Origin of the sequence: Bernardetia sp. MNP-M8 (assembly GCF_037126285.1) — a bacterium.
In the GTDB taxonomy this organism is placed as follows: Bacteria; Bacteroidota; Bacteroidia; order Cytophagales; family Bernardetiaceae; genus Bernardetia.
The window spans coordinates 2,438,199-2,462,842 of the sequence record NZ_CP147012.1; the positions used below are offsets into that span (position 1 = coordinate 2,438,199).

18 protein-coding genes are annotated in these 24,644 nt (G+C 32.1%); 11 read left to right on the plus strand and 7 right to left on the minus strand.

Annotated elements, in window-relative coordinates; genetic code table 11:
• Positions 1-4: 4 nt before the first annotated feature.
• The 5 genes from V9L04_RS10120 to V9L04_RS10140 all read left to right on the plus strand — a co-directional run bounded on the left by V9L04_RS10120 (position 5) and on the right by V9L04_RS10140 (position 4,997).
• Positions 5-1,678, plus strand: a complete 1,674-nt coding sequence (locus V9L04_RS10120) for an RluA family pseudouridine synthase (RefSeq protein WP_338793971.1) — start codon at positions 5-7, stop codon at positions 1,676-1,678.
• 140 nt (positions 1,679-1,818) lie between these two features.
• Positions 1,819-3,057: a serine hydrolase domain-containing protein gene (locus tag V9L04_RS10125; RefSeq protein WP_338793972.1), complete on the plus strand. Its 1,239-nt coding sequence runs from the start codon at positions 1,819-1,821 to the stop codon at positions 3,055-3,057.
• Positions 3,058-3,171: 114 nt separating this feature from the next.
• Positions 3,172-3,594 (plus strand): hypothetical protein, encoded by a 423-nt coding sequence (locus V9L04_RS10130; RefSeq protein ID WP_338793973.1) that lies wholly within the window; start codon positions 3,172-3,174, stop codon positions 3,592-3,594.
• Between the two features lie 64 nt (positions 3,595-3,658).
• Entirely contained in the window at positions 3,659-4,276 is a 618-nt protein-coding gene (locus V9L04_RS10135) for a hypothetical protein (RefSeq protein WP_338793974.1), read from the plus strand.
• A gap of 28 nt (positions 4,277-4,304) precedes the next feature.
• Complete coding sequence (locus V9L04_RS10140) at positions 4,305-4,997, plus strand: DUF6304 family protein (protein WP_338793975.1); 693 nt, start codon at positions 4,305-4,307, stop codon at positions 4,995-4,997.
• 66 nt (positions 4,998-5,063) lie between these two features.
• Here V9L04_RS10140 and gdhA read toward each other — a convergent pair whose 3' ends face one another.
• Complete coding sequence (gene gdhA, locus V9L04_RS10145) at positions 5,064-6,419, minus strand: NADP-specific glutamate dehydrogenase (protein ID WP_338793976.1); 1,356 nt, start codon at positions 6,417-6,419, stop codon at positions 5,064-5,066.
• Between the two features lie 405 nt (positions 6,420-6,824).
• On the opposite strand from gdhA, the gene V9L04_RS10150 reads away from it, so the two are divergent.
• Positions 6,825-7,385 carry a hypothetical protein gene (locus V9L04_RS10150; protein ID WP_338793977.1) on the plus strand — a complete coding sequence of 187 codons (561 nt, stop codon included), beginning with the start codon at positions 6,825-6,827 and terminating at the stop codon, positions 7,383-7,385.
• Between the two features lie 86 nt (positions 7,386-7,471).
• Here V9L04_RS10150 and V9L04_RS10155 read toward each other — a convergent pair whose 3' ends face one another.
• Both V9L04_RS10155 and V9L04_RS10160 read right to left on the minus strand, forming a co-directional pair.
• On the minus strand, positions 7,472-10,312 hold the full coding sequence (locus tag V9L04_RS10155; RefSeq protein ID WP_338793978.1) for a TonB-dependent receptor: 2,841 nt from the start codon (positions 10,310-10,312) through the stop codon (positions 7,472-7,474).
• 171 nt (positions 10,313-10,483) lie between these two features.
• Positions 10,484-12,151, minus strand: a complete 1,668-nt coding sequence (locus V9L04_RS10160; protein WP_338793979.1) for a hypothetical protein — start codon at positions 12,149-12,151, stop codon at positions 10,484-10,486.
• Positions 12,152-12,600: 449 nt separating this feature from the next.
• On the opposite strand from V9L04_RS10160, the gene V9L04_RS10165 reads away from it, so the two are divergent.
• Positions 12,601-13,458, plus strand: a complete 858-nt coding sequence (locus V9L04_RS10165; protein ID WP_338793980.1) for a universal stress protein — start codon at positions 12,601-12,603, stop codon at positions 13,456-13,458.
• Positions 13,459-13,523: 65 nt separating this feature from the next.
• Complete coding sequence (locus tag V9L04_RS10170) at positions 13,524-14,576, plus strand: ABC transporter permease (RefSeq protein WP_338793981.1); 1,053 nt, start codon at positions 13,524-13,526, stop codon at positions 14,574-14,576.
• Between the two features lie 225 nt (positions 14,577-14,801).
• Here the strand turns inward: V9L04_RS10170 and V9L04_RS10175 are convergent, their stop codons facing one another.
• Positions 14,802-16,973 carry a prolyl oligopeptidase family serine peptidase gene (locus tag V9L04_RS10175; RefSeq protein WP_338793982.1) on the minus strand — a complete coding sequence of 724 codons (2,172 nt, stop codon included), beginning with the start codon at positions 16,971-16,973 and terminating at the stop codon, positions 14,802-14,804.
• Positions 16,974-17,188: 215 nt separating this feature from the next.
• On the opposite strand from V9L04_RS10175, the gene V9L04_RS10180 reads away from it, so the two are divergent.
• The 3 genes from V9L04_RS10180 (at position 17,189) to V9L04_RS10190 (ending at position 21,510) form a co-directional block, all read left to right on the plus strand.
• Positions 17,189-18,730, plus strand: coding sequence for an oligosaccharide flippase family protein (locus V9L04_RS10180; protein ID WP_338793983.1), 1,542 nt, complete (start codon positions 17,189-17,191; stop codon positions 18,728-18,730).
• A gap of 299 nt (positions 18,731-19,029) precedes the next feature.
• Positions 19,030-19,629 (plus strand): hypothetical protein, encoded by a 600-nt coding sequence (locus V9L04_RS10185; RefSeq protein WP_338793984.1) that lies wholly within the window; start codon positions 19,030-19,032, stop codon positions 19,627-19,629.
• Between the two features lie 153 nt (positions 19,630-19,782).
• Positions 19,783-21,510 (plus strand): von Willebrand factor type A domain-containing protein, encoded by a 1,728-nt coding sequence (locus V9L04_RS10190; protein ID WP_338793985.1) that lies wholly within the window; start codon positions 19,783-19,785, stop codon positions 21,508-21,510.
• A gap of 199 nt (positions 21,511-21,709) precedes the next feature.
• Here V9L04_RS10190 and V9L04_RS10195 read toward each other — a convergent pair whose 3' ends face one another.
• The 3 genes from V9L04_RS10195 to V9L04_RS10205 form a co-directional block, all read right to left on the minus strand.
• Entirely contained in the window at positions 21,710-22,399 is a 690-nt protein-coding gene (locus V9L04_RS10195) for a hypothetical protein (RefSeq protein ID WP_338793986.1), read from the minus strand.
• An 81-nt stretch (positions 22,400-22,480) separates the two neighbouring features.
• Entirely contained in the window at positions 22,481-23,059 is a 579-nt protein-coding gene (locus V9L04_RS10200) for a Crp/Fnr family transcriptional regulator (RefSeq protein ID WP_338793987.1), read from the minus strand.
• Positions 23,060-23,944: 885 nt separating this feature from the next.
• Positions 23,945-24,532: a transposase gene (locus V9L04_RS10205; RefSeq protein ID WP_338793988.1), complete on the minus strand. Its 588-nt coding sequence runs from the start codon at positions 24,530-24,532 to the stop codon at positions 23,945-23,947.
• Positions 24,533-24,644: the final 112 nt, after the last annotated feature.

Consider the following 24,644-nt stretch of genomic DNA (forward strand, 5'->3'; position numbering starts at 1 on the left):
TATAATGACAAATAAAAATCGTTTTATTCCTTTCAAAAAAGAAATTTCAGGTATCGAATTACCAACTATTTTCAATTTCCCTTTTTATTATCAAGCTCATGAAATTGTAAAATTAGCTGCTGAACAAGTACAAGAATATTTAATCAGTCAGATAGACTGGAAACATAATTTTGGTTTAAATCAAAACGATACAGGTTTAGTAATTGGAAAAATGTTTGGGGTTTTGGTGGTAGAAAACAGCAATAATGAAATTGGTTTTTTGGCTGCTTACTCAGGCAAATTGGCTGATAGCAACGCACATGCTTATTTTGTCCCTCCTGTTTTTGATATGCTAACAAAAAATGGTTTTTATAAACCTGAAGAGGAAGTGTTGAATACTCTAAATAAAGAAATAGAAGAATTAGAAAATAACAAAGAATTTAAAAATATTAAAAAATATTTTGAAAATCAAAGTAAAATAGCCAAAACTGAAATAGAAGAAGCTAAAAAAGAACTAGCAAAAAAGAAAAGAGAAAGAAAAATTAAAAGGAATTTGGCTGTAACTACACTTTCTCAAACCGATTTTGAAAATTTAAAGGAAGAGTTAAAAGATGAAAGTCTGAAACAACAATATTTTTTCAAAAAACTCAAAAAAGACTGGGAAAAGTGTTTAGAGAAATCTGAAACTCAACTCAAAGTCTTTACAGATAAAATAGCAGCACTCAAAAGTGAGAGAAAACAAAGAAGTAATCAGTTACAACAGCGTTTATTTGATAATTATAAATTTCTGAATGCAAAAGGAGAGTATAAAAGTCTTCAAACTATTTTTAGTAAAGAATTACAAATTGCTCCTCCTGCTGGTGCAGGTGAGTGTGCAGCTCCTAAACTTTTACATTATGCCTATAAAAACAACCTTAAACCAATAGCACTAGGAGAGTTTTGGTGGGGACAATCTCCAAAATCTGAAATCCGAAAACACAAAGAGTTCTATCCTTCTTGTCGCAATAAATGCGAGCCTATTTTAGGTTTTATGTTGGAAGGATTAGAAGTAGAAGAAAATCCAATGCTGAAAAATCCAGCAGAAGGAAAGGACTTAGAAGTTGTCTATGAAGATGAATATCTGTTGTTAGTTAACAAACCTGCCGAGTTTCTGTCTGTTCCAGGACGAAATATAAAAGATTCTGTTCAGACAAGAATGCAAAAATTATATACTGATGCAATGTTAGTTCATCGTTTAGACCAAAGTACATCTGGTTTGTTACTTGTTGCAAAAGACAAAGAAACTTATCATAATCTGCAAAGTCAGTTTATAAAAAGAACTGTAAATAAACGCTATTTGGCTATACTAGATGGTGTCTTACAAGAAAAAACAGCTTTTATAGATTTGCCTTTGCGTGTAGATTTGAATAATCGCCCACATCAATTAGTTTGTTACCAACATGGGAAATCTGCACAAACAAAATATGAAGTGTTAGAAATTAAAGATGGAAAAACTCGTGTTTATTTTTATCCTCTTACAGGAAGAACACATCAGTTGAGAGTTCATGCAGCGCATCCAAATGGTTTGAATGCTGCCATAGTAGGCGATGATTTGTATGGAAAAAGAGCAAATCGTTTGCATTTACATGCTGAATATTTAGAATTTAGTCATCCAAAGACTAAAAAGAGATTTAGTTTCAAAGTAAAGGCTGATTTTTAGATAGAAAGAAGTTTTTTGTTACTTTTTGTTTGTATCTGCATTTAGACATTAGTGCCATTGTTTTATAATTGTTAGTATTTCTTCCATAAAGAGCAAATGGTGTTTGTCAAATACATAATCACAACTAACTCAAAAAAGAAATGAAAAAAATCAAAAATATGGCTTTTATATTTACTGCTTTTCTAGTTTGGACAGCTTTTATTGGCTATGGATTTATGAATGGATTTTTATTAAGATCTATTTCTGAAGATAATGCTGAATCTTTTATTAGTGTCACTCAAGAAAAAATAGACAATGAATTTGTAGGAAGTTTTGCCATGGTTTTGATAGAAAATGGAAAAATATCTCAAGATTTTTTTTATTCTGTTGATAAAGATAAGCCTGTAAACGAAAATACAGTTTTTCCTGTGGCATCTATTAGTAAATGGGTTACTTCCTTCGGAGTTATGAAATTGGTAGAAGATGGAAAGTTAGATTTAGACAAACCAATAGACGATTATCTCACAAGGTGGCATCTTCCTAAAAGTGAATTTGATAATAAAAAAGTAACCGTTAGAAATCTACTTTCGCACTCCTCAGGATTGATAGATGATTTGGGTTATGATGGTTTTGCTCCTAATGAAACTATTCAGACAATCGAAGAATCATTGACAAAAGCTGCTGATGCAGGCAGTTCTGACGGAGTTGCAATAGTAGGATATGAACCGAATAGTAAGTATATGTATTCGGGAGCAGGTTATACGATATTGCAATTAGTTATTGAAGAAGTTAGTGGAAAATCTTTTCAAGAATATATGACACAAACAGTTTTTGAGCCTTTGAAAATGGAAAATTCTACTTTTGAGTATCCTGAAAGCTCAAACAATCAACTTGCTCAAGTTTATAAAGTGGATGGAACAACAAGACAAATGAATAAATTTACTGCTCTTGCAGCAGCAGGATTGTACACAACTACAGAAGATTTATCAAAATTTTTGATAGCCAATGTGTCAGAAAATAATATTCTTTCCCAAGAAACTATTCAATCGATGAGCAAACCTGAATCATTTATTAATAATACAAAAGTGTATGGATTAGGTCCTCATTTGTATAGTCAAGATGATATAAAATCAAATATTATTGGACACGATGGTAGTGGAAATGATGCTATCAATACTGCTGCAAGAATAGATCTTAAATCTAAATCTGGAATAATAATATTAGAAACTGGAAACTGGAATATAGCTTCGTCCATAGCAGACGAATGGATTTTTTTGAAAGCAGGAATAGCTGATTATGTAGTTATGCAGCGTAACAAAACCTACATATTAACTTTACTCATAATTGGATATATACTAATTATTGCTGTTTCTATTTTCATTATTAGAAAGAATAAATAAAGCTAAAGAAAATCAGATTATTAATGTATTTTGTGTAGAAATAATTTCATTTTTTTGAGTAAAAAATGTATATTAGACTTGTATAAATCTTTTTTACTACTAATATTATTTTTTATGACTATTTATGAGAGCATTTTTTTGCGTTTAGACTTTTTCGAAGATAAAGGCTTCATAGAAGCAACTTGGTATCCTACAACAGAAAATTTCACAGAACGAGAGTATAAGGAAGAGTTTTTAAACTACTTAAATCTAGCCTTAGAATTCAAACCTAAACGAGCAATGATTAATACACAAGACTTTTTATTTACTACTTCGCCAACTTTACAAGAATGGACAAGTGAAACTATTTCAGCCCCTATTATAGAAATGGGTTTAAAGGAAATGGCTTTTGTAGTAAGTAAGGAGTTTATGGCTCAACTTTCTATAGAACAACTTATGGAAGAGCCATCAGCCCAAAAGTTTATCACAAAATACTTTGACAGTAAAGAAGAGGCAAAAGAATGGATTTTGAGCTTTGCTGATAGTGAGACGATGTAAATTATTTTTTTCTTCCTCATTTATCTTAAAAATGAGGAAGAAAAAATAAAATCTAAAAATTAACATGAAACAAATTCTAACTCTACTTTTTTGTTTTATATCCTTTCAAAGCTATTCTCAAGATACAACTTTTCTAAAAGTTCATTTTTTATATGGCTCAAAACCATTGAAAAGTGATGAAAATCCAGAACAAAAATGGTTTGGTGGAATCTTAGGAGGACATGTTGGCATTGAAGTAGAGGAAGATAAAGTTTTGAATTTTCTTCCAAGTAGAGAGAGTTTTCATTGGTTTGCAAATAAAAAAGACAAACACAGCACGTATGCTATTCACTCTGTTCCTAGTTTTTATGCCATCTTTGGAGAACATCCAGATAGTGTTCAACTAGCAATTATTTACATTCCAATACACATTCAGCAAAAAGAAACTTTCGACAGTATTGTGTCTGCTTATGTTGGTCATGCGCCTTATGATTATGCTTTTTTTGGTATGCGTTGTGGTGCAGCGACCTATGAAATTTTGGCTCAAATGGATATTTTGAAAGACTATTCGAATAAAAAAACAGTTAGAAAAATATTTTATCCTAGAAAGTTACGCAAACGACTTTTCAGAATGGCAAAGGAAAATAATTGGAAAGTTATCAAACAAGAAGGTGGTCAAAAGAGGAAATGGGAAAGGGATTAAAGAATTCTAAAAATAATTATCAAAAACAATGGACTTACTAAGTTATCCAATTATCTACAAAGACAAATTCGGAGAAGAGAAAGCTAAAATAACCACTTTTGGAACTACATTACATATAAAATTGCGAGATACTCGTTTTGAAGGACAATGCTTCGAAACACTTGAAATATCTGAATTTGATAATCAAGAAAATGATAAATTTGAATGGGAAAAATGTCAAGACAGCTCAAAAATCCTTACTAATTTTGAAATAAAAGTAAAATTTCAAATTCAGCTTGCCATCGAACATAATCAACAAATGGAGGAAATGATTGCACAAATTAGTACAGGAAATGAAAAAGGCACAAATGTTTTCTTAGAACTCAAAACTGATTTTGGAGATTTCAAAAACACAAAAAATTATGATTCTTTTGAAGATGCACTGCTAGAAATGCAGAGTGTATTACCAAAAAATATCAAAATCAAAACTTGTGTAAGTTGTAAGTTTTCAAATTATCATCCAATAGGAAATGGAATGTTTGGTGGATTGTATTGTTTCAAAAAATTAGCTCATCAAGTAGATAAAATAGTTGATAAACGTAGTTTACTGCATTGCTTTGATAAAGAATTTGCCAAAGATGAAGAAAAACAAAAAATATTCAATGTACAAGAAACATTTGATTGTCTAGACCATCGTTTTCCAAAAAAGTCTAATTGGACATATAAAAATTGGATAGAATAAAAGAAGCAAAAACGAATTGCAGTATGAAACAACAATTCGTTTTTTATAGTAAAGATGTAAAGAAAACTACACCACACCTTGTGCAATCATAGCGTCAGCGACACGCACAAAACCTGCTATATTAGCTCCTTTAAGATAATTTACTTTCTTTTTTTCTTTGCCATACTCTACACATTGCTCATGTATTTTCTTCATAATTGCTTTTAATTCTTCATCTACTTTTTCTTTTGTCCAAGATAAACGAAGTGAATTTTGTGTCATTTCTAACCCAGAAGTAGCCACACCACCAGCATTTGAAGCCTTACCAGGTGAATACAGAACATCATTTTTAGCAAAAATATCAATCGCTTCTGATGTTGTTGGCATATTTGCCCCTTCGGCAACTAACTGACAGCCATTTTTCACAAGAGCTTTTGCGCCTTTTTCTTCTAATTCATTTTGAGTAGCACAAGGAAGTGCAATATCACATTTTACATCCCACGGACGTTTGTCTTTATGGAATTTTGCAGAAGAATATTTTTTGGCGTATTCTTTTATTCTACCTCTTTTTTCATTTTTGAGTTCTTTTACAAACTCTAGTTTTTCTGTTGTAATTCCTTCTTCATCATAAATATACCCATCAGAATCTGAAAGTGTAACTACTTTTGCTCCCAATTCTATCGCCTTTTCACAGGCATATTGCGCTACATTTCCAGAACCGGAAATGACAACTGTCTTATTCTCTAAAGAATCTCCTTTGTGTTCCATCATTTCTTTTACAAAATAAAGAAGTCCATAACCTGTTGCCTCTGTTCGTAGAAGTGAACCTCCCCATTTTACGCCTTTTCCTGTAAATGTTCCTGTAAATTCGTTAGCTAGTCGTTTGTATTGTCCAAACATATACCCTACTTCTCTTGCTCCTACTCCAATATCACCAGCAGGTACGTCTGTTTCTCCTCCAATATGTCTAAAAAGTTCGGTTACAAAACTCTGACAAAAACGCATTACTTCTTCATCACTTTTCTCTTTTGGATCAAAATCAGAACCTCCTTTACCACCACCTAAAGGCAAACCTGTAAGAGAGTTTTTGAAAACCTGCTCAAAACCTAAAAACTTTAGAATAGATAAATTTACACTTGGATGAAAACGAACACCACCTTTATAAGGACCAAGTGCAGAATTAAACTGAACACGAAAACCTTTATTGATTTGAATTTCATTTTTATCATCTAACCAAGGAATACGAAATAAAATAGCTCGTTCAGGTTCGACCATTCTTTCCAACAACTTTGCTTTTTTGTATTTTGGATTTTCCTCTATAAATGGAATAATAAATTCGGCTACTTCTTCAACAGCTTGTAAAAACTCTTCTTCGTGAGGTTGCTTGGTCTTAACAGACTCTATAAATCCTTTTACTTGTGTATTATGATTATTTTTAGACATAATTATTTGGTGTGGTTTGTTGTGTCAGTCGATTTGAAATAACGACTTAATCTACTTGTTTTAATTGAAAAGCAAACGGTTTGTAGTTATGAATGTTTGGAATGGCTTATAATAAAGTCTTCTCTGATTAATCAATTTAAATATATAATTCTCATAAATAAAGGATGGATGAATTCATTTAAACTCTAGAATTATTCTTATACTTTAGGTTCTTAAACTTTTCTGTATTGAAGAATGTACTTTAATAACTGAATAATTTTTGATTAAATTATTACTCTAAAGAAAAATATTTTATCAACAAATAATTAAATATATTTTCAAATAAATATAAATTTAAATTTATATAAAAAAATTACTTTTAAACTTGTTTTAAATTAAATCTATTTATAATTAATTTTTTATTTTATGAAGCCACTTATTTTTGTGTCAATTTGTTTATTTTCTGTACTTCTCTTTTCTTGTAACGATGAAAATATAATAGAAAAAACAGAAAACAATCAATCAAAGAACTCTTATATTTCTAATAATACCTACTCAAAGGAAGCCAAACCAGACATAAATACTGTTCAAGATTATAATCCTTGTGTACAGTATGGCAATTCTTGTGTAACAGTAAATAATCTTATTCATAATGATGTTGATTGTGGAATTATAAATGACTTACTTAGCTGTTATTATCGTAGTTGCTCACCTGATTATCCTAAAAACCCTAGTTATGGTACTATTACGAATGAAGGTTGGTATACTAATCCACCAGTGTATTTTTATCAAGACTTAACCTATTATGTAAATGGAGATGATGATGTAGATTTAGGTTCTATAATAAATAGTATAAACTCTTATCGTAATAATCTTGCTACAACATTTTCTGGTGGTGTATATAGAATAGGAGTAATTTTACCTACATTTAACTGTGATTGGAGATCTTACCAAACAGTTAGAATAACTTACTTGGTAACGTATTAATATTTCAGGATATGACAAAAATAAAAAAACAGTTCTAACGCAAAGTTAGAACTGTTTTTTTGTAAAACTATAAGTATAACCTTCGTTTAGTCAATCAAATACGTAACTCCTAAAGAGAAAGTACGACCAACAGTATAAGAATCATATATATATTCTGTTCCTTGGAAATCTTGTACTTGTTTGTATTCAGGATTTAATAAGTTTCTAGCTCTGAAACTGAATCCCCAGCCACTTTCCATTGTTTTCTTAACAGCAAAATCTAAAGATGGACGAGGCACTTCATATACATCTGGCTGTCCTGCTTGTGCTACAATAGCCAAACGTTTTCCAAACACATTGAAATTTCCACTAATACTAAGTCCTTTTTCTGGCAAATCATAATAAATAAATGAGTTTAGAACATAAGGAGATTGCATAAACATAGTACGAGTAGGCTCACGATTTGGGTCAGTTTTCAAGATAAAAGAATATTCTGCTGAATCAATATCTACTTCTGAATACATCAAACTAAAGTTTGCACCCACACTAAAGTTTTTGAGAGCATCAGAGAAATCTAATCGCTTACGCACTTCAAGCTCAAGACCAGCAACAAATGCTTGATCAACATTTTTGTACTGAATCTGTCCATTTGGTTCTCTTGGGTCAAATGCACGTTCGATAGGGTTAGAGAATTTTTTGTAGAAAGCACTTACTGAAATAATCTCTCCTGCATTTGGATACATTTCATAACGCAAGTCAAAGTTATCGATAAGGGTTCTTTCTAGGTTTTCATTACCAATGATAGTAAAGTCATCAGCAAAAGCAAAACTAGGAAAAGGAGCAAGTTCTCTAAAAGTAGGACGAGCTAATGTTCTACCATACGAAGCACGAAGATTAGTTGATTTATTAAGTTCATAAATCAAATTGAGGGCAGGTAAAAAGTCATTTTCTTGAATATTTGCTTTATTTAATGTTTCATCATCACTTGCTGCTTGTAGGTTTGTTCCTTCATAACGTACTCCCATTACAGCACGGAATTTTTTAGTAAAACGCCAATCTGTCATTCCATAAAAAGAAATAATTTCTTGATAACCTGTATAACTATTTCTTGGAGAAGTAAAATCTGTGATTACTACACCTAGATTACCATTATCCATTACACCTACATTTTGGAAAAAATCATCTATTGTTCCAGTCTGACGATAATTATCTAAAACACCTGAGTTTTTGAAATTAATATACTGGTATCTTTTTTCATTGAAATCTCTATCTTTCATTAAATATCCACCACCAAATTTAAATTTACTGTCTCCTCCTTTTGAGGTAAATGGAATTGTAATATCTACTTTATTATCCCAATTGATTTCATTCATATCACGATAATAACGAGCAGGAGAATTATAAGACGAAATAGCAATATCATAAAAACGTTCTCCTCCATTTTCATAATAATCATCAGAGAAATAACGCAAATCTGGCTCATTTTGAGTAGATTGAGCCAATGAAGAAAGCCACTCAATTTCTATATTTCTTTTTCCAACAGTATGCTTTCCTTTAAGTTGAGCTGAAGCAATACCACGCTCTAAAAACTGCATTGTTTGTGTACGATATACATATCCTTCTTCCAAACCTGCACCTCCTCTATTCCAAAGTCCTGAACGATAATCAGTTGTCTTATCTCCACTTCTATTATACATCAAATTTAAAGAGATTTTACTTGTAGGAGCTACTTTGTAAGACATATTTAAATTTGCTCCCCAAAGTGCGCTTTCTGTTCCTTGTTCGGTATTGAGCTGGTAAGTTGGATTAAGTTGGATTACATCTACTCCATCTCTACTAAAACGACCTGTAACTCCATTATCATAATAACTAAAATTACGTTGATAACTTAGTGAAGATACAAAACCAAAAGGACGACCCAAAACATTGATTTGATTACCTAATGAAAGAGAATGAAATTGATTTAAAAATGGAGCTTTGCGCTCATAGTCCATATTTGTTCCAAAAGATTTTGTTTGATTATCTACTTGTTGTTTTTGTTCTGGTGTGAGAAAGCTTCTAGGATCAAGAAATTCATTAGATATTCCACTTGGTATAGAACGGCTTCCATCATCAATTCCTAAAAAGTCTGTTTTTCCTCCTTTATGTGTCAAAAAGTTATTATTTAAACTTGTTTGGTCATTAAAACCTAATGAAGAATTCCATTGAAATGTAAATCTATCTGGAAAATCTTTAGTTACTACATTTATATTTCCACCAGCAAAAGAACCTGAAAGATCTGGTGAGAAAGTTTTAGATACAATAATATTATCAATTAAATTACTAGGAAATAAATCCATCTGAACTGAGTTTCTATTTGGGTCAAGGCTTGGAAGGCTTGCTCCATTGAGTGTTGTTTGGCTATAACGATCGCCAAGTCCACGTACATATACATATTTTCCACCTTCTACCGAAACACCTGTTACTCTTGTAATGGCTGCTGCTGCATCTCTATCTCCTGAACGAGCAATCTGTTCTGCTGCAAGTCCATCTTGAACAACTCCTGAGTTTTTTTGTGCTGCCAAAACTGCTGTTGTAGATGCAGTTTCTGCTTTCGCTTCTATCACTACAGCTTCTAACATCTCTGTATCTTCACCTAAAGTAGCATCAATTACAGTTACTTGTCCTGCTTTTACTTCTACTCCTGTAACTGTTTTGGTTTGGTAAGAAACAAAAGAAATTTGGAGATCATATGTGCCTGCTTCGACAGAAATAGAATATTTTCCATCTAAGTCAGCTGCTGAACCGTTTGTAGTTCCTACAATAACAACAGTAGCACCAATGAGTTCTTCTCCATTAGCAGCATCTTTAATTGTTCCTCTAATTGTTCCTTTTGTAGTTTGGGCAAAAGAAGTGGAACTAATAAGTAATAATACAAGTGTAGCAAATGTCAGTAAATGATTTTTCATTACCTTTTGGTTGTAAATTATTGAAGTTAAATGAAATTTCTGTGTCTTTTTAGTCAAAAATGAAAATGCTAAAAAAACAGGTTTTGAAATGAGTTTCTAAAGAAAATACAAGTAAAGCAGCTACTCTTTTGAAGTAGCTGCTTTTTTGATTTGATTCAAACAAATCTATTTTTATTGAATATAGCTTGCTGTCATTGTCCAGCCATTATACCAAGGCGTTGTACCTGGTTCGATAGCACCTCTGTAAGCAGCAGGACTAAGGAAAGTATTAGAAGTTTCTGATACATCTCCACCTGTAGCTGTCGGAACTAAGTTTGAACGAGTTATACCCAAATCCTCTACTTTATTTCCAGACTCTGTGAAATAAGTAGCAAGGTCTAATTTAGCAGCATCTAAAACAGCAGCATCTATATCTGCACCTGAAGGAGTAATAATATCAGAAAGGGCAGCTACATCATTACTAGCAACATTAAAGAATGTATTATTCATTACTTTTAAAGTTCCTTCTTGAAAACGTTTGTAACTATTTTCACCACTTGGAGTAAGTTGAACAGCAAGACCTTGCTCAAAACCTACAAAAATACTGTTGTGGTATTCTCCACCTGCATTATCTTGGAAATAGAATACTCTGTTTTTTCCACCATTTCCTCTACCTACATAAGTAGCATTATAGAAAGTAGCAGTTGCATATGGCTGAGCATCTTTAGGAGAATCTCCACCGTCATGCTCACCACCATTTTCACCATCATCTGTACGTTGATAAGCTACAACAAATTGATTAATTCCTCTAAAACCTAAGTCAGTATCGTATGCTTCGTCTCCACAAGCTGTAGAAACAAGATATTTAGCATTTACAGTTCCACCAAACCACTCAAATCCGTCGTCTTGGTTTGCAAATACTTCGATGTGGTCAATTTTAGTTCCTCTACCAACAGCACCAAGAGTAAGACCATTGATTTCGTTGTTAGCAGCAATTGAAGTACCACCGTGACGAATAGAAATATAGCTAAGTTCTCCAGAGTTATCATCATCATCCGTTCCACCATAAAGACCACGACCTTCAGTAGTTGGAATACCTTCAATAGATGCTTCAGCAGTACCACGAGCAATTGTAGTTTTTCCTAAAACAATAACACCACCCCAAAGACCATTTTCTACGCCTAAAGAACCATCCAATGGATCTTTTTCAGCAGTAAAAATAATTGGTTCGGCAGCTGTTCCTTTTGCCATAATTTTAGCACCACGAGCTACAACAAGTGCAGAAGCACTTTCTTGCTCACCTGGTTTTGCTTTCACTACTGTACCTGCTTCAATAGTAAGAGTTTGTCCTTCGTTTACGAATACAAAGCCATCAAGAATCCAAACTTTATCTTTTGTCCAAGTAATAGCTGTTTCACCAATACCAATTGGGTCAGCCTTTACAGTAACAGAAGCTCTACTTGTTGCAGCATCAGTTCCTGTTGTATAGTTAGCTGGATAAGTTGGTGGTGGTGGAGCATCTTCTCCAAGAACAGTAACAGTTTGAGTATTTGCATTAGTACCACCATCTCCACTAGCTGTAAGAGTTACCTGAACAGCTCCTTCAGTAGTAAAAGTAAATGTTGGATTTTTTTCTGTTGAGCTAAAAGCTGCACCTGTTGCAGACCAAACAAAAGTTTCTGCGTCTGTACTTGTGTTAGTAAAAGTTACTGTTTCGCCAACTTTAGGGCTTGTAGGACTAAATGTAAAAGAGGCTACTGGAGCTTTTTTTGTGTCATCTTCATCATCTTTACAGCTTACTAATACAAGAGCTGCAAATAGAAAAATGAATGCTAATTGAAAGAAATTTTGTAATTTCATTGGATTAAATTAATTTAGATTAATCTTAGTGAATTGATTTTGAACAATAATATTTGTTCGGAAAGTTTTTAGTGCTTTTGTCTAAACTTGATGCAAAAGAACAACCTTATCTTTACTATGAAATTGCTTCAATATTAACATTACGTTACGTAACAAACTGTTCACATTTAATTTACAATGAGGTCTTTTACTCTTAGTGATTAGGAGCGATTTGCTTATAATTAACTTATACTTTTAATATTAGAAATCTTGAAATTAAATATTCTAACAAAATTGCACTAGTATAAAATCTAAAATAGAGAAGAGTAGTTAATTTTAAATTTATTCTATATAATAAACCGACTGAGTTTTTAATTTAGTTTTTTGCTACAAAAAAAGTATATTGCCTTATAAAACAAAGTCAGGTTATTTATTCCTGTATTCTATTCTCTTATTTTTATAGGTTGGTTATGCAAAAAATTCTAGTTCCAGTTGATTTTTCTAAGCCTTCAGAGGCTGCTCTAAATTACGCACTACATTTTGCCCAAGTAATTGGGGCTGAAATTATTTTACTTCATGTAGCTTGTGCTCCTTTACCTTCTGCTACTAATTATCATCTTCATGTAGGCTTATTAAAAGAAGAAGTAGAAAAAGGAAAAGCAAAATTAGAAGAGTATATAAATCAATTTTCTGAATTAACTTATCTAGATGGGAGTGGAAAGCTCAAAATCATATCTATTTTGGAGAGTGAGGATGGAATAATTCCTTCTATTGAAAAAGTTTCGAAAGAGCATGGAGCTTTTTTAGTTGTTATGGGAACTCATGGAATGACACGAGCAGAAGAAATTTTGTTAGGAAGTGTAACAGCTGATATTATTGCTTCTAAAGAAACTCCTGCTGTATTAGCTATTCCTAGTAATGCAACATTTTCAAATTGGGAACGCATTGTTTATGCTGCTGATTTTTCTGAAAAAGATGAGAAAGTAATTGATATTCTTTTAGAACTGGCTAGTTATTTTCCAAATTCGAAAGTAGATTATTTACATATCAGTAATGATAAAGAGCGTATTGAAGATATCGATAGACTTCATCGTTTGAAAGCAGCTTTTAAGAAAATACCTGTTTCTATGTTGGACTTTAGATTCAGAGAAAATGATGATTTAGATAAAGGAATAGATGGCTATTTAGAAAGTTACGAAACAAGTATTTTGGTTATGCTTACTCATCATCGTAATTTCTTTGAGAGTTTATGGCATAGAAGTAAAGCAAAGGAAATAAGTTTTCATACTGATGTGCCTTTATTAGTATTGAAGACAAATTCAATTTGAAAATAGATTTAGATAATTAGAAGTAAAAATTTAGAAAGAGATTTTCTAGAATATTAATTTGTCAAATGATTGCATATTTTTTAAAAAAATTGGGATATGGTTTTCTAGTCATTTTTGGAGTGACTGTAGTGGTGTTTTTTATATTTCATGCACTACCTGGTGATCCTACAAAGATGATTGCAGGACCTCGTTCTACACCTGAAACTATTGCCATAATCAAAACTGATTTAGGTTTGGATAAGCCTTTAAGCACTCAATTTGCCTATTATCTGAATGATTTGTCTATTGTTTCTGTTCATGAAGACACAAAAAGCAATCAAGTAAAATATGATTACATCAAACTTTTTAGTATTTCAGATAAAGCATTTGTAGTCAAAAAACCGTATCTAAGAAAATCTTATTATAGTGATAGCCGAGTAGATGAAATGCTCTTCGACAGAGTAAGTGCAACTCTTGTTTTGTCAGTGGCTGCAATGATTTTTGCTACTTTTTTTGGAGTAATTTTTGGAATTATTTGTGCGCTCAAACAAAACTCTTTTTTAGACCATGCCTTAGTTTCAATTTCAGTCTTGGGTATTTCTACACCTTCTTTTGTAGCAGCCATTTTTATAGCTCTCATTTTTGGATATTATTTAAGTGAATACACAGGACTTGACATGACAGGTTCACTTTGGATAATGAGTGTCTTTGATGGAAAGCAATTAGCTCTAAAAAATATTATTTTACCTGCTTTTACACTTGGTTTGCGTCCCTTGGCAATTATTACCCAACTCACACGCTCTTCGATGATAGAAGAACTTTCTAAAGATTATGTCAGAACAGCACGAGCAAAAGGATTGCCTCAATATATTGTTATTTTCAAACATACACTCAAAAATGCTATCAATCCTGTTGTAACAGCTATCTCAAACTGGCTTGCTACACTTATAGCAGGTGCTTTTTTTGTAGAATATGTATTTAGTTGGAAAGGATTGGGCTGGCTTACAATTGATGCCGTTCAAAAACTTGACCTTCCTGTTGTGATGGGGGCAACACTTGTGGTAGCTGTCATTTTTGTAATTATTACGCTTATTGTAGATTTATTGTATGCGTTACTTGACCCTCGTGTTAGGGCATAAAAAAAACGCCTATAAATTTATAAGCGTTTTTTGAATAACATACAGAGTAATTTACTTTTTTGTTATAATAAACGTTATCACGGTTGTTTACAGGTCTAATAATTAGCAAGTTATAGAAAAACAAACCAGTCTTATTTTTCCATAGCGCAGGGTTTGCAAACCCTGCGCTATGGAAAAATGAACATTACTAATTTAACCGTGATAACGTTTAATAACAATAACAAGTTATTTTTTCTCACTTACTTCATTTTTAGGAAGCGTTTCGAATCCCATATTATAAAGTGTAAAAGCAAAAATATCAGCATTTTCTTCAATTGTTTTGCTAGTTGGTTTTCCTGCACCATGACCAGCATCTGTTTCAATACGAATCATTACAGGATTATTTCCTTTGTGTTTGTCTTGTAACTCGGCAGCAAATTTGAATGAGTGAGCAGGAACAACTCTATCGTCATGGTCGCCAGTAACAACAAGTGTTGCAGGATAAGAAACTCCTTCTTTTACATTATGAACAGGAGAATACCCTTTTATATATTCAAACATTTCTTTGTTCTGTTCAGAAGTTCCATAATCATACGCCCAACCTGCACCAGCTGTAAAGGTATGATAACGAAGCATATCCAAAACACCAACAGCAGGAATGGCTACTTTCATAAGGTCTGGACGTTGAGTCATAACTGCACCTACCAAAAGCCCTCCATTCGAACCTCCTTTTATTGCTAAATATTCACTAGAAGTGTATTTTTCTTTGATTAAAAATTCAGCAGCAGCAATAAAATCATCAAAAACATTTTGTTTTTTGAGTTGAGTTCCTGCATCATGCCACTCTTTTCCATATTCTCCTCCACCTCTAAGATTTGCAACAGCATAAACGCCTCCTTGCTCCAACCACACTGAATTAATTACACTAAAACTAGGAGTAAGGCTAATATTAAATCCACCATAACCATACAAAATAGTTGGATTTTTACCATTTAATTCTGTTCCCTTTTTATAAGTAATAATCATAGGAATCTTTGTTCCATCTTTTGAGTTATAAAAAACTTGCTTTGATTCGTAATTATCTGAATTGAAATCAATAGCAGGTTTCCAGTACGATTCGTATTCTCCAGTTTCTGCATCAAATTTATAAATGCTACTTGGTGTATTATAATTGGTGAAAGAAAAATACATTTCCTTATCTTCTTTTTTTCCACCAAAACCACCAGCACTTCCTACCCCTGGTAATTTTATTTCTCTGATTTCTTTTCCATTCATATCATACTGAACAACTTTAGAAATAGCATCTACCATATATTCAGCAAACAAATATCCACCACCTGAAGAAGCACTCAAAACGTTTTCTGTATGAGGAATTACATCTTTCCAATTTTCAGGAGTTGGCTTTGAAGCATCTGTCATCACTACTTTCTGATTTGGCGCATCTAGGTTTGTAACCAAATAAAGTTTTGAACCTTCATTATCCATTAAATATGTATCACTATCTTCATTACCTACAATAGTAACCAAAGGAGAATTTGCTTTTGATAAATCTTTAATAAAAAGTTTATTACCAGAGGTTGCATTACTTCCAGAGATGAGCAAATAGTTTTCATCTTCTGTAACAGAGCCACCTACATATCTGTGTTTTTGGTCTGCTGTTGCTCCAAAAATAACTTTGTCTTCACTTTGAGGAGTTCCTACTTTATGAAAGTATAATTTATGTTGGTCTGTTTTGGCTGAAAGTTCACTTCCCTCTGGTTTATCATAGCTAGAATAATAAAAACCGTCGTTTCCTTTCCAACTTATACCACTAAATTTCACATTTTTGAGTGTGTCTTCAATTGCTTCTTTACTTTCTGTATCAATTACAATTACTTTTCTCCAATCGCTTCCACCTTCTGAAATTTGGTAGGCTGCACGAGAACCATCTTTTGAAAAATCAAGTCCTGCCATTGAAACAGTTCCATCTTTTGAAAATGTATTTGGGTCAATAAAAACTTGGTCTTTTTCTTCGCCTTCTTTTTTTCTATAAACGACATATTGATTTTGCAATCCATCATTTTTGTAGAAATAAGTATAATTTCCTTCTTTAAATGGACTAGATATTTTCTCATAATTCCAGACCTTCTCTAACTGATTTTTGAGCTGCTCACGGTAAGGAATAGATTTTAGGTAATCGAAAGTGACTTTGTTTTGAGCTTTTACCCAGCTTTCTGTTTCTGTGCTTCGGTCGTCTTCTAACCAACGATAAGGATCTTTGATAACCGTTTCAAAGTAAGTATCTTCTACTGTTCCTTTTTTTGTTTCAGGATATTCAAATGTAACAGGCATTTTTTCTTCTTGGGTTTCTTTTTTTTCTGTTCCACAAGCTGAAAGCAAAGTTGCAGCAATGGATAATTGTAAGACTATTTTTTTCATTGTGTGTATTTTGATATAAAATGAAATAATTGCGGTAAGACCAATAACTAATTATTCTAATTTGTACGATAAAATACAGAATAATTACAGGTTATTGTTGTAAAATTAGTTAATCAATCAAGAAAAACAAGTTTAATACTTCAAAAACTACTTTTTGATAATCCTTCATTTTATAACTACTTTTGATTCCTTAAACAGAATGCACAAAAAACGAAATGTATAAAAAATTTCTTTCTCAAACAGCCATTTACGGACTTACTGGAATAGTTGGTAGATTGCTCAATTATTTACTTACACCTTTCTACACAGGGATTTTCCTTCCTGATGAATATGGTGGTATGTCCGTTTTTTATGCTTATGCAGCACTTCTGAATGTGATTTACACACATGGAATGGAAACGACTTACTTTCGTTTTATATCTAAAAATAATGAAGGAAATAATGAGGATGAGAATAATCCATCCTCTAAAAATGGGAAGCCTTACAATCTTTCTCTAAGTTCTGTCATGTTTACTTCGCTCATTTTGAGTAGTTTGATGTGGATTTTTGCAGAGCCAATAGCTGTTTTTTTAGAATATCCCAATAATGCACAGTTTGTAAAGTGGTTTGCTGGTATTATTGCCATTGATTCTATCGTTGCGATTCCGTATGCAAGATTGAGAGCAGAAGGAAAAGCAATGAAATTTGCATCTCTTCGAATGACAGTTATTGTTCTTACTCTTTTTCTCAATTTTTTCTTTCTTTATTTTTGTAAAAACAGTGTAGAAGGAACACAGTTTTTATTTTTTCAAGAGTATGCAAAACTAATTTATGACCCAGAAATTGCTTTAGGTTATGTTTTTTTAGCCACCTTGATTGCAAACTCTTCTGTTATTCCACTGCTTTGGAAAGAATTTAAAGATTTTCGTTTTACATTCAATTGGAAAAAGAACTGGGCAGATTTCAAACCTATGCTTTTATATGCCTATCCGTTACTTTTTGCAGGAATTGCCTATGCGATTAATGAAGTAATTGATAGAAGTTTATTACAAAAATGGCTTCCTGATAATTTTTATCCAAATAAATCTCCAATGGATGCAGTAGGAATTTATTCAGCCTGTTACAAACTTTCTATTTTTATCACTTTAGCTGTTCAAGCCTTTAAATATGGTGCAGAGCCGTTTTTTTTCTCACAAGCTAGTCAGAAAGATTCTCCCAAAACGTTTGCTACCATTACTCATTTTTTTACGATTGTCTGTGTTTTGATGATGCTAGGAGTGAGTTTGAATATGGAATGGATAGCAAATATTTTTATCACAAATAAAGAATATCACGAAGGACTTTTTATTGTTCCGATTCTGCTTTTGGCAAATATTTGTTTGGGATTATATTATAATTTTTCGGTTTGGTTTAAGGTTTCTGACCGTACACATTTTGGACTTTGGATAAGCCTTGCAGGTGCAGCTATTACAATTAGTTTCAATTTTATTTTGATTCCTTTTTATGGTTATTTTGGAAGTGCGATTGCGACACTTTCTTGTTATTTTTTTATGGCAGCTTTGTGTTATCTTTTGGGTAGAAAATACCAACCTATTCCTTATCCGATTCTGAAAATGATTTTGTATTTAGGAATTTCTACAGCACTTATTTTTATTTGTTTGAATATAGAATGGACAGGGTTTTGGCAAAAACATTTGATTCAAAATGGATTACTTATTTTGTTTTTAGTAGTTACTATTTTGGTAGAATATCGAACTTTTAGGAAATTGAAGAAGTAAATGTAGCCGACAGTTTCCAAACTGTCGTGTGCTATGGCATTTCTGACAGTTTGGAAACTGTCAGCTACGAAAAGACAATTAAAATTATTTCCAAAAAAAGAAACTTTTTCAAACCCAAATCCGTTATAATAGCGTACTTTAAATTTACACCTTTCTCATTACTTGCAAAAAAATACCTTTTCTAATCGCTGACAGTTTTCGTTTAAGTACAGGAAACTTGAGATATAGAAAGGGTATTTTTTTTGTCTAAATTTTTGCGTAGCTTTTTGGTTTAATTGCTTAACATAAATCAGACTACAATGAAATTACATTTTTGCACATTCGTTTTTTTATTATCCTGCACTACTTTTTTTCTGTTTAGCTCCTCACTTTTTGCTCAAATAGATAGTACAGAAAATAGAATCAAAACAAAGAAAATTAAAGAAAAAAAATCTACGCATCTGTGGGGAATAAATCCTTTTATTACTGTCGAACCTTTTTATGAAAAAGGTGAATTTGACATCAATATTTTGCCTATTGTCTATCAAACCTCATTTTCTAAGCGAGTTGATTTTAGAATAAATCCAATTCTTAATTTGGGAATACGCCAAGATTTTAATGAATTTAGTCATATCGGTTTTGAAGCTGCTTTACCTATTTTTATTTTTAAAAAAGAAGAACGTTATCTTCCTTCAAAAGGCTTTTTTTTAGCTCCTGTTCTTAGTCTTACAAATTCACCCTCACAATCAAAAATGAATTACGGATATTGGGGAGAAGTTGGTTATAATCTACTAATTGACGAAAAATTTGGGCTTTCATTTGGCTTACAATACGGCAAAACTCAATTTGTATATAAAGTAGGAGAAAATGAAACTACAAATCATTTTGGATTGAAAATTATTTTTGGAAAATGGTATTAAGAAAAAATAATCCTCAACGACGCTTTCAAGCTCGTTGACGGTTGTATGGAAATAGTATTTCAAAAAAAATAAAAATTTTTGTATGGAATTTTGTGAAGCTGTGCATCTACTTACCAAACAAACAAATTTATCTCACTTTAATTTTTATCGATTATGGAATCTCTTAGAAAATCATTCAGACAATTAACTTCAATTACAAAAATCAGTCTATTAGCAACTTCTACTGTATTTGTTGTAGCCTGTAATTCTTCAAAAACATCAAATTATGAAATGGCAGATGGCGTAGCTACTGAACAAAACCACAGAATAGCTTCTTCTCCCACAAAAATTAGCCGTAATAAAGAGAAAAAAGATATTTCATACAACACAACTCAAGATGCAGACTATGCTGCTGGTGCTGTGATGGATGAGGCTGAAATGTATATCTCTGATGATAAAATTTCTCAAAACACAGAAGAATACCAAAAACAGATAGAAAATAAATTCATTCAATCTCTCAAAGAACCTCTATCTACTTTTTCGATTGATGTTGATAATGCTTCTTATTCAAATGCTCGTCGTTTTATTCAATCTGGTCAGCTTCCCAATGCTGATGCTGTTCGTATCGAAGAATTTATCAATTACTTTAATTACGATTATCAAAAACCTACAGGAAAACATCCTTTTTCAGTCAGTACAGAAATTTCTACAGCTCCTTGGAATGAAAAACATAAATTAGTTCACGTCGGAATTCAAGGAAAAGATTTGGATTATGATAATCTTGCGCCTTCAAATTTAGTTTTTTTGATTGATGCTTCTGGTTCAATGGAGGCACAAAACAAATTACCTCTTCTTCGTTCTTCGCTCAAACTTCTTCTTACACAATTAAGCAAAAACGACCGTATTGCGATTGTTGCTTATGCAGGTGCAGCAGGTTTGGTTTTGGAATCTACACCAGCCACAGAAACAGACAAAATTATGAACGCCTTAGAAGCCGTTTCGGCAGGTGGAAGCACAGCAGGTGGCGCAGGAATCCAACTTGCTTACAGTTTAGCAAAAGATAATTTGATAAAAGAAGGAAACAACCGAGTTATTTTGTGTACCGATGGCGATTTTAATGTAGGCGTAAATTCTCCAAAAGAATTAGTAACTATGATTGAAAGCAAAAGAAATGACGGAATTTATTTGACTGTTTGTGGTTTTGGGATGGGAAATTATAAAGACCATCAAATGGAAGATTTGAGTAATGCAGGAAACGGAAATTACTTTTATATCGACAATATTCAAGAAGCAAAAAAGGTTTTTGTAACACAAATGAGAGCCACACTCTTTACAATTGCTAAAGATGTCAAAATTCAAATTGAGTTTAATCCTACAAAAGTAGCAGCCTATCGTTTGATTGGTTACGAAAACAGAATGCTTGCAAAAGAAGACTTTAACGATGACAAAAAAGATGCTGGTGAACTTGGAGCAGGACACACTGTAACAGCTCTTTACGAAATTATTCCAGTTGGTGTAAAAAGCGATTTTTTTCCTTCAGTAGATGATTTGCGTTATCAGAAAGAAGAAAATAAAATAAAAGCATCTTATACGGCTGCTGCCTCTTCTGACGAGTTATTAAACTTAAAATTGCGTTACAAAAAGCCAAATGAAGATACAAGTAATTTGATTGTCAATCCATTGAAAGATGATAATATTGCTTTAGAAAAAACATCTGATAATTTCCGTTTTTCGGCTGCCGTAGCAGAATTTGGAATGATTCTGAAAAACTCTGAATTTAAGTCGAATGCTTCTTATAATCAAGTTATTACACTTGCCAAAAATGCAAAAGGAAAAGATACAGAAGGCTACCGTACAGAGTTTTTGAAATTGGTAGAAAGCTGTCAACTTATGTCCAAATAAGGTCTAAGTAAAACAATAAAATGCACTTATGAAAAACTAAAATTAATCACCAAATTTATCTAAAAAAGCCATTTCTAATTTAATTTAGGAATGGCTTTTTTGCGTTATGTTCCCCTAAAGACTTGGTTTTGCTGAGTGAGGGCTGTGGAGTGAAACTAAATACATTTGTAGGTTCGTAGCACACTACGAACAAGTGTGTTTATACATTGTTAGGTGCTTTTTTTCTTACTACCAATTGTCTAATACTAGCTAAGTGTGAAAACAAAACTATCGGAACTATCACTGTTGGAAGCCATACAAAAGGAAAGTAAGTTACTCCAATATTGGGTTGATCAAATGCTAATTGTTGAAAGGGAGTTTGTGCACTTAATACAGCTATTACCAATATATTAATCAATAACCCTAAACACACAATATTCCATAGTAGAAGACCTTTTCTTCCTATTATTTTCTTAACAAACACGAAATAATATACTATTGGAGCTGTAATTCCTGATATGATGTCATAATTATAGCCATCAAAGGTCATTAAATCAGGAATTAACCCACCTAAAAAGATATAATAAAGAGTTATTTCCACAGGAATGCGTACAATATGCACTATGTTTAAATATTTTAGGCTAAGGCTATCAATAAACTTTTTGCCCTTTTTATTGGTAAAAAGTATCAAAATAAATAAAATAGTCGGAGCAAGTAATAAAGTAAACCTTGGTGGAAATGTTCCCAATTTTTGGTAAAATCCAGTTACTCCTAATACACCTACAATAAGCATCCAGATAATAATGCCGTAAAGAGTTTTTTTATGATTAGAAGCTTTAAAAAATAACCAAACAGAGATTAGGGTTGTTAGAATTAGCCCAAGAGAGGTGAAAATTGAAATATCTGCCATTTTGTAATTGTTTATTGTGAAATTCAAAGTTAGGCAGTCAAAAATACAATCCACTTGACAAAAGGCAAGAAAAAGCTAGAGTTATTTTTTCTTTCGTATTCTACTTAGTGTACTATCTGTAACTCCTATATAGGAAGCTATATATTTTAAGGGTACATATTTTATTATTTCAGGTCTTGAAGTCAGTAAGTGGTGGTAGCGTTGTTCGGCAGTTTGATTAATCATTGCATAGTTTCTCTTTTTGGAAGCGATGAATTCTTTAACTAAAATAGCTCTTCCGAAATCTCTAAAGGCAGGTTTATGATGAAACAGTGTGTTTAATTCTTCGTAAGAAATGCGATAGCCTGTACAATCAGTTAGAGCTTGAATATTTGTTTCAGATTTAACTCTATTGAAAAAAGAGGTAATTTCAAAAACGATATTATTTTCTGTGAAAATATCTGTAGTGATTTCATTTCCTTCTAAATCATAAAGAAAAACTCTCATTAATCCTTTTTGAAGAAAAAAATAGTCATCACTAACTTTATTCTCTTCTAAAAAAAGTGAATTCTTTTCAATTTTTGTAAAGTGAAATGTATTAGCAATTTCTTCAGCTTCAATTTCATTTATTGGAATGATTTGTTTAATGAAATTTATTAATGAAGATTTATTTTTATCCATATTTCAAATTGCATCTAATGTGTTTATAAACGCAACTGCGTTCAGTTATTTAAAAACACCACCAATTCCAAAAAAAGAATTAATGGTGTTTACAATATACAGAAGATAATGATTTTTTCTACTAAGTTTAAATTTTGATTATGAAATAAAAATGCTTGAACAACAAATACATGCTACAAGCCGAATACATATAAATCCCTCATTAAAAACGAGCAATAGCCTGTGGAGTCAAAATTGTTATTATTTGTTGTTTCATAATTAACCACTGTTTAAGCAACTTAAACACATTAAAGAATGAAGTCTGTAACCCCAAAAAGTTAAAGTCACAGCGAAAATCAAGAGTAAAATAAAAATTTTATGTTGCTTTTGCCGAACCAGTCCATTAAGACCAAACAAAAATATTAGTCCTGAAATGAAGTACAATATTATTCCGAAAAAATGTCCACTATTCATATGACTGTTTGCTGTCTTTTGTGCATATGGTAAAAGCAAAAAATAGATCAATAAGTTAACCACTATAATTGTCGTCAATATATATGTGTCCTTTTTTCTCACTTTATTTTAGTCTGTCGCCGTGTCGTCATAGGGTGTGACACATAACTTATTTATAAATTCAACTGCATTTGGTATTTGCAATATACAAAAAAGAACGATTCTTAATTTTAATTACTACCTAACCATCTTTCTATTTGTACTCTCAAAACACAAGTCTAAGACTTGCCAATTGATAAATCGTAGTGAAACACTACGCTTAACAGAGGGATAGATTTAATTGTCCGATACCTATGAAGGTGTACTGACAATCCGTTTTTGTCAGACACTTTAACTTCGTTGAGAGCTAAAGTCGTTCACAAGTGTCAGTCAGCACAGTTGAGGACAAAACTTTCAGAATATAAATTTTAGCTTTTCCTCTGGAATCATTTGATACGACTCTTTCAAAAAATTATCTTTGTCAAAATCTATAAACTGATTTGCTAATTCCTTATTACACAATGTTCCGTTTCTAAGTTTAGCATAATCTTGAAAAGAGCAAAACTCCCAATTTTCTAACTTTGTTACTAAACCTGCTTTCAAAGGATTTTGATGAATATAGTAGAAACAAGTATCAGCATAATTTGCACTTCCTTCCTCCAAACTCTTCGCTGTGGTTTTGGGTTTGAAAAGTACATTTTGCCTTCCTCTTTCTGCATTCGAACCTTTTGCATAACTACTCAAAACAATTCGAAAAGCGTTTGAAAGTTTATTTGTAGTAATGTTTCCTAATTTCATTTCCTGTACTGAATATTCTGTTGTGGAAATCAAAAAATGAAAATGATTAGGCATTAAACAATAATTTATTATCTCACAATAAGGAGCAACGTGCTTTTTCACAAATCGCAAGAAATACAAATAGTTCTCCCTATTGAAAAATAACTGTTGTTTATTATTTCCTCTATTGTAGATATGGTATAGTTGTTCAGATTGAAGGTACATTTCGTATTTTGATTGAACTGTCAGGACACCTCAAAGGTGTCGGACAGTTAGGGTTAAGTTGTGATAAAGTATGTAATAATTGTCTGACACTTATGAAAGTGTACCGACAATA

Excerpts from the sequence above, each read along its gene's own strand:
- V9L04_RS10120 (WP_338793971.1), top strand. The coding sequence starts at position 5 with ATGACAAATAAAAATCGTTTTATTCCTTTCAAAAAAGAAATTTCAGGT.
- V9L04_RS10125 (WP_338793972.1), top strand. The coding sequence starts at position 1,819 with ATGAAAAAAATCAAAAATATGGCTTTTATATTTACTGCTTTTCTAGTT.
- V9L04_RS10130 (WP_338793973.1), top strand. The coding sequence starts at position 3,172 with ATGACTATTTATGAGAGCATTTTTTTGCGTTTAGACTTTTTCGAAGAT.
- V9L04_RS10135 (WP_338793974.1), top strand. The coding sequence starts at position 3,659 with ATGAAACAAATTCTAACTCTACTTTTTTGTTTTATATCCTTTCAAAGC.
- V9L04_RS10140 (WP_338793975.1), top strand. The coding sequence starts at position 4,305 with ATGGACTTACTAAGTTATCCAATTATCTACAAAGACAAATTCGGAGAA.
- gdhA (WP_338793976.1), bottom strand. The coding sequence starts at position 6,419 with ATGTCTAAAAATAATCATAATACACAAGTAAAAGGATTTATAGAGTCT.
- V9L04_RS10150 (WP_338793977.1), top strand. The coding sequence starts at position 6,825 with ATGAAGCCACTTATTTTTGTGTCAATTTGTTTATTTTCTGTACTTCTC.
- V9L04_RS10155 (WP_338793978.1), bottom strand. The coding sequence starts at position 10,312 with ATGAAAAATCATTTACTGACATTTGCTACACTTGTATTATTACTTATT.
- V9L04_RS10160 (WP_338793979.1), bottom strand. The coding sequence starts at position 12,151 with ATGAAATTACAAAATTTCTTTCAATTAGCATTCATTTTTCTATTTGCA.
- V9L04_RS10165 (WP_338793980.1), top strand. The coding sequence starts at position 12,601 with ATGCAAAAAATTCTAGTTCCAGTTGATTTTTCTAAGCCTTCAGAGGCT.
- V9L04_RS10170 (WP_338793981.1), top strand. The coding sequence starts at position 13,524 with ATGATTGCATATTTTTTAAAAAAATTGGGATATGGTTTTCTAGTCATT.
- V9L04_RS10175 (WP_338793982.1), bottom strand. The coding sequence starts at position 16,973 with ATGAAAAAAATAGTCTTACAATTATCCATTGCTGCAACTTTGCTTTCA.
- V9L04_RS10180 (WP_338793983.1), top strand. The coding sequence starts at position 17,189 with ATGTATAAAAAATTTCTTTCTCAAACAGCCATTTACGGACTTACTGGA.
- V9L04_RS10185 (WP_338793984.1), top strand. The coding sequence starts at position 19,030 with ATGAAATTACATTTTTGCACATTCGTTTTTTTATTATCCTGCACTACT.
- V9L04_RS10190 (WP_338793985.1), top strand. The coding sequence starts at position 19,783 with ATGGAATCTCTTAGAAAATCATTCAGACAATTAACTTCAATTACAAAA.
- V9L04_RS10195 (WP_338793986.1), bottom strand. The coding sequence starts at position 22,399 with ATGGCAGATATTTCAATTTTCACCTCTCTTGGGCTAATTCTAACAACC.
- V9L04_RS10200 (WP_338793987.1), bottom strand. The coding sequence starts at position 23,059 with ATGGATAAAAATAAATCTTCATTAATAAATTTCATTAAACAAATCATT.
- V9L04_RS10205 (WP_338793988.1), bottom strand. The coding sequence starts at position 24,532 with ATGTACCTTCAATCTGAACAACTATACCATATCTACAATAGAGGAAAT.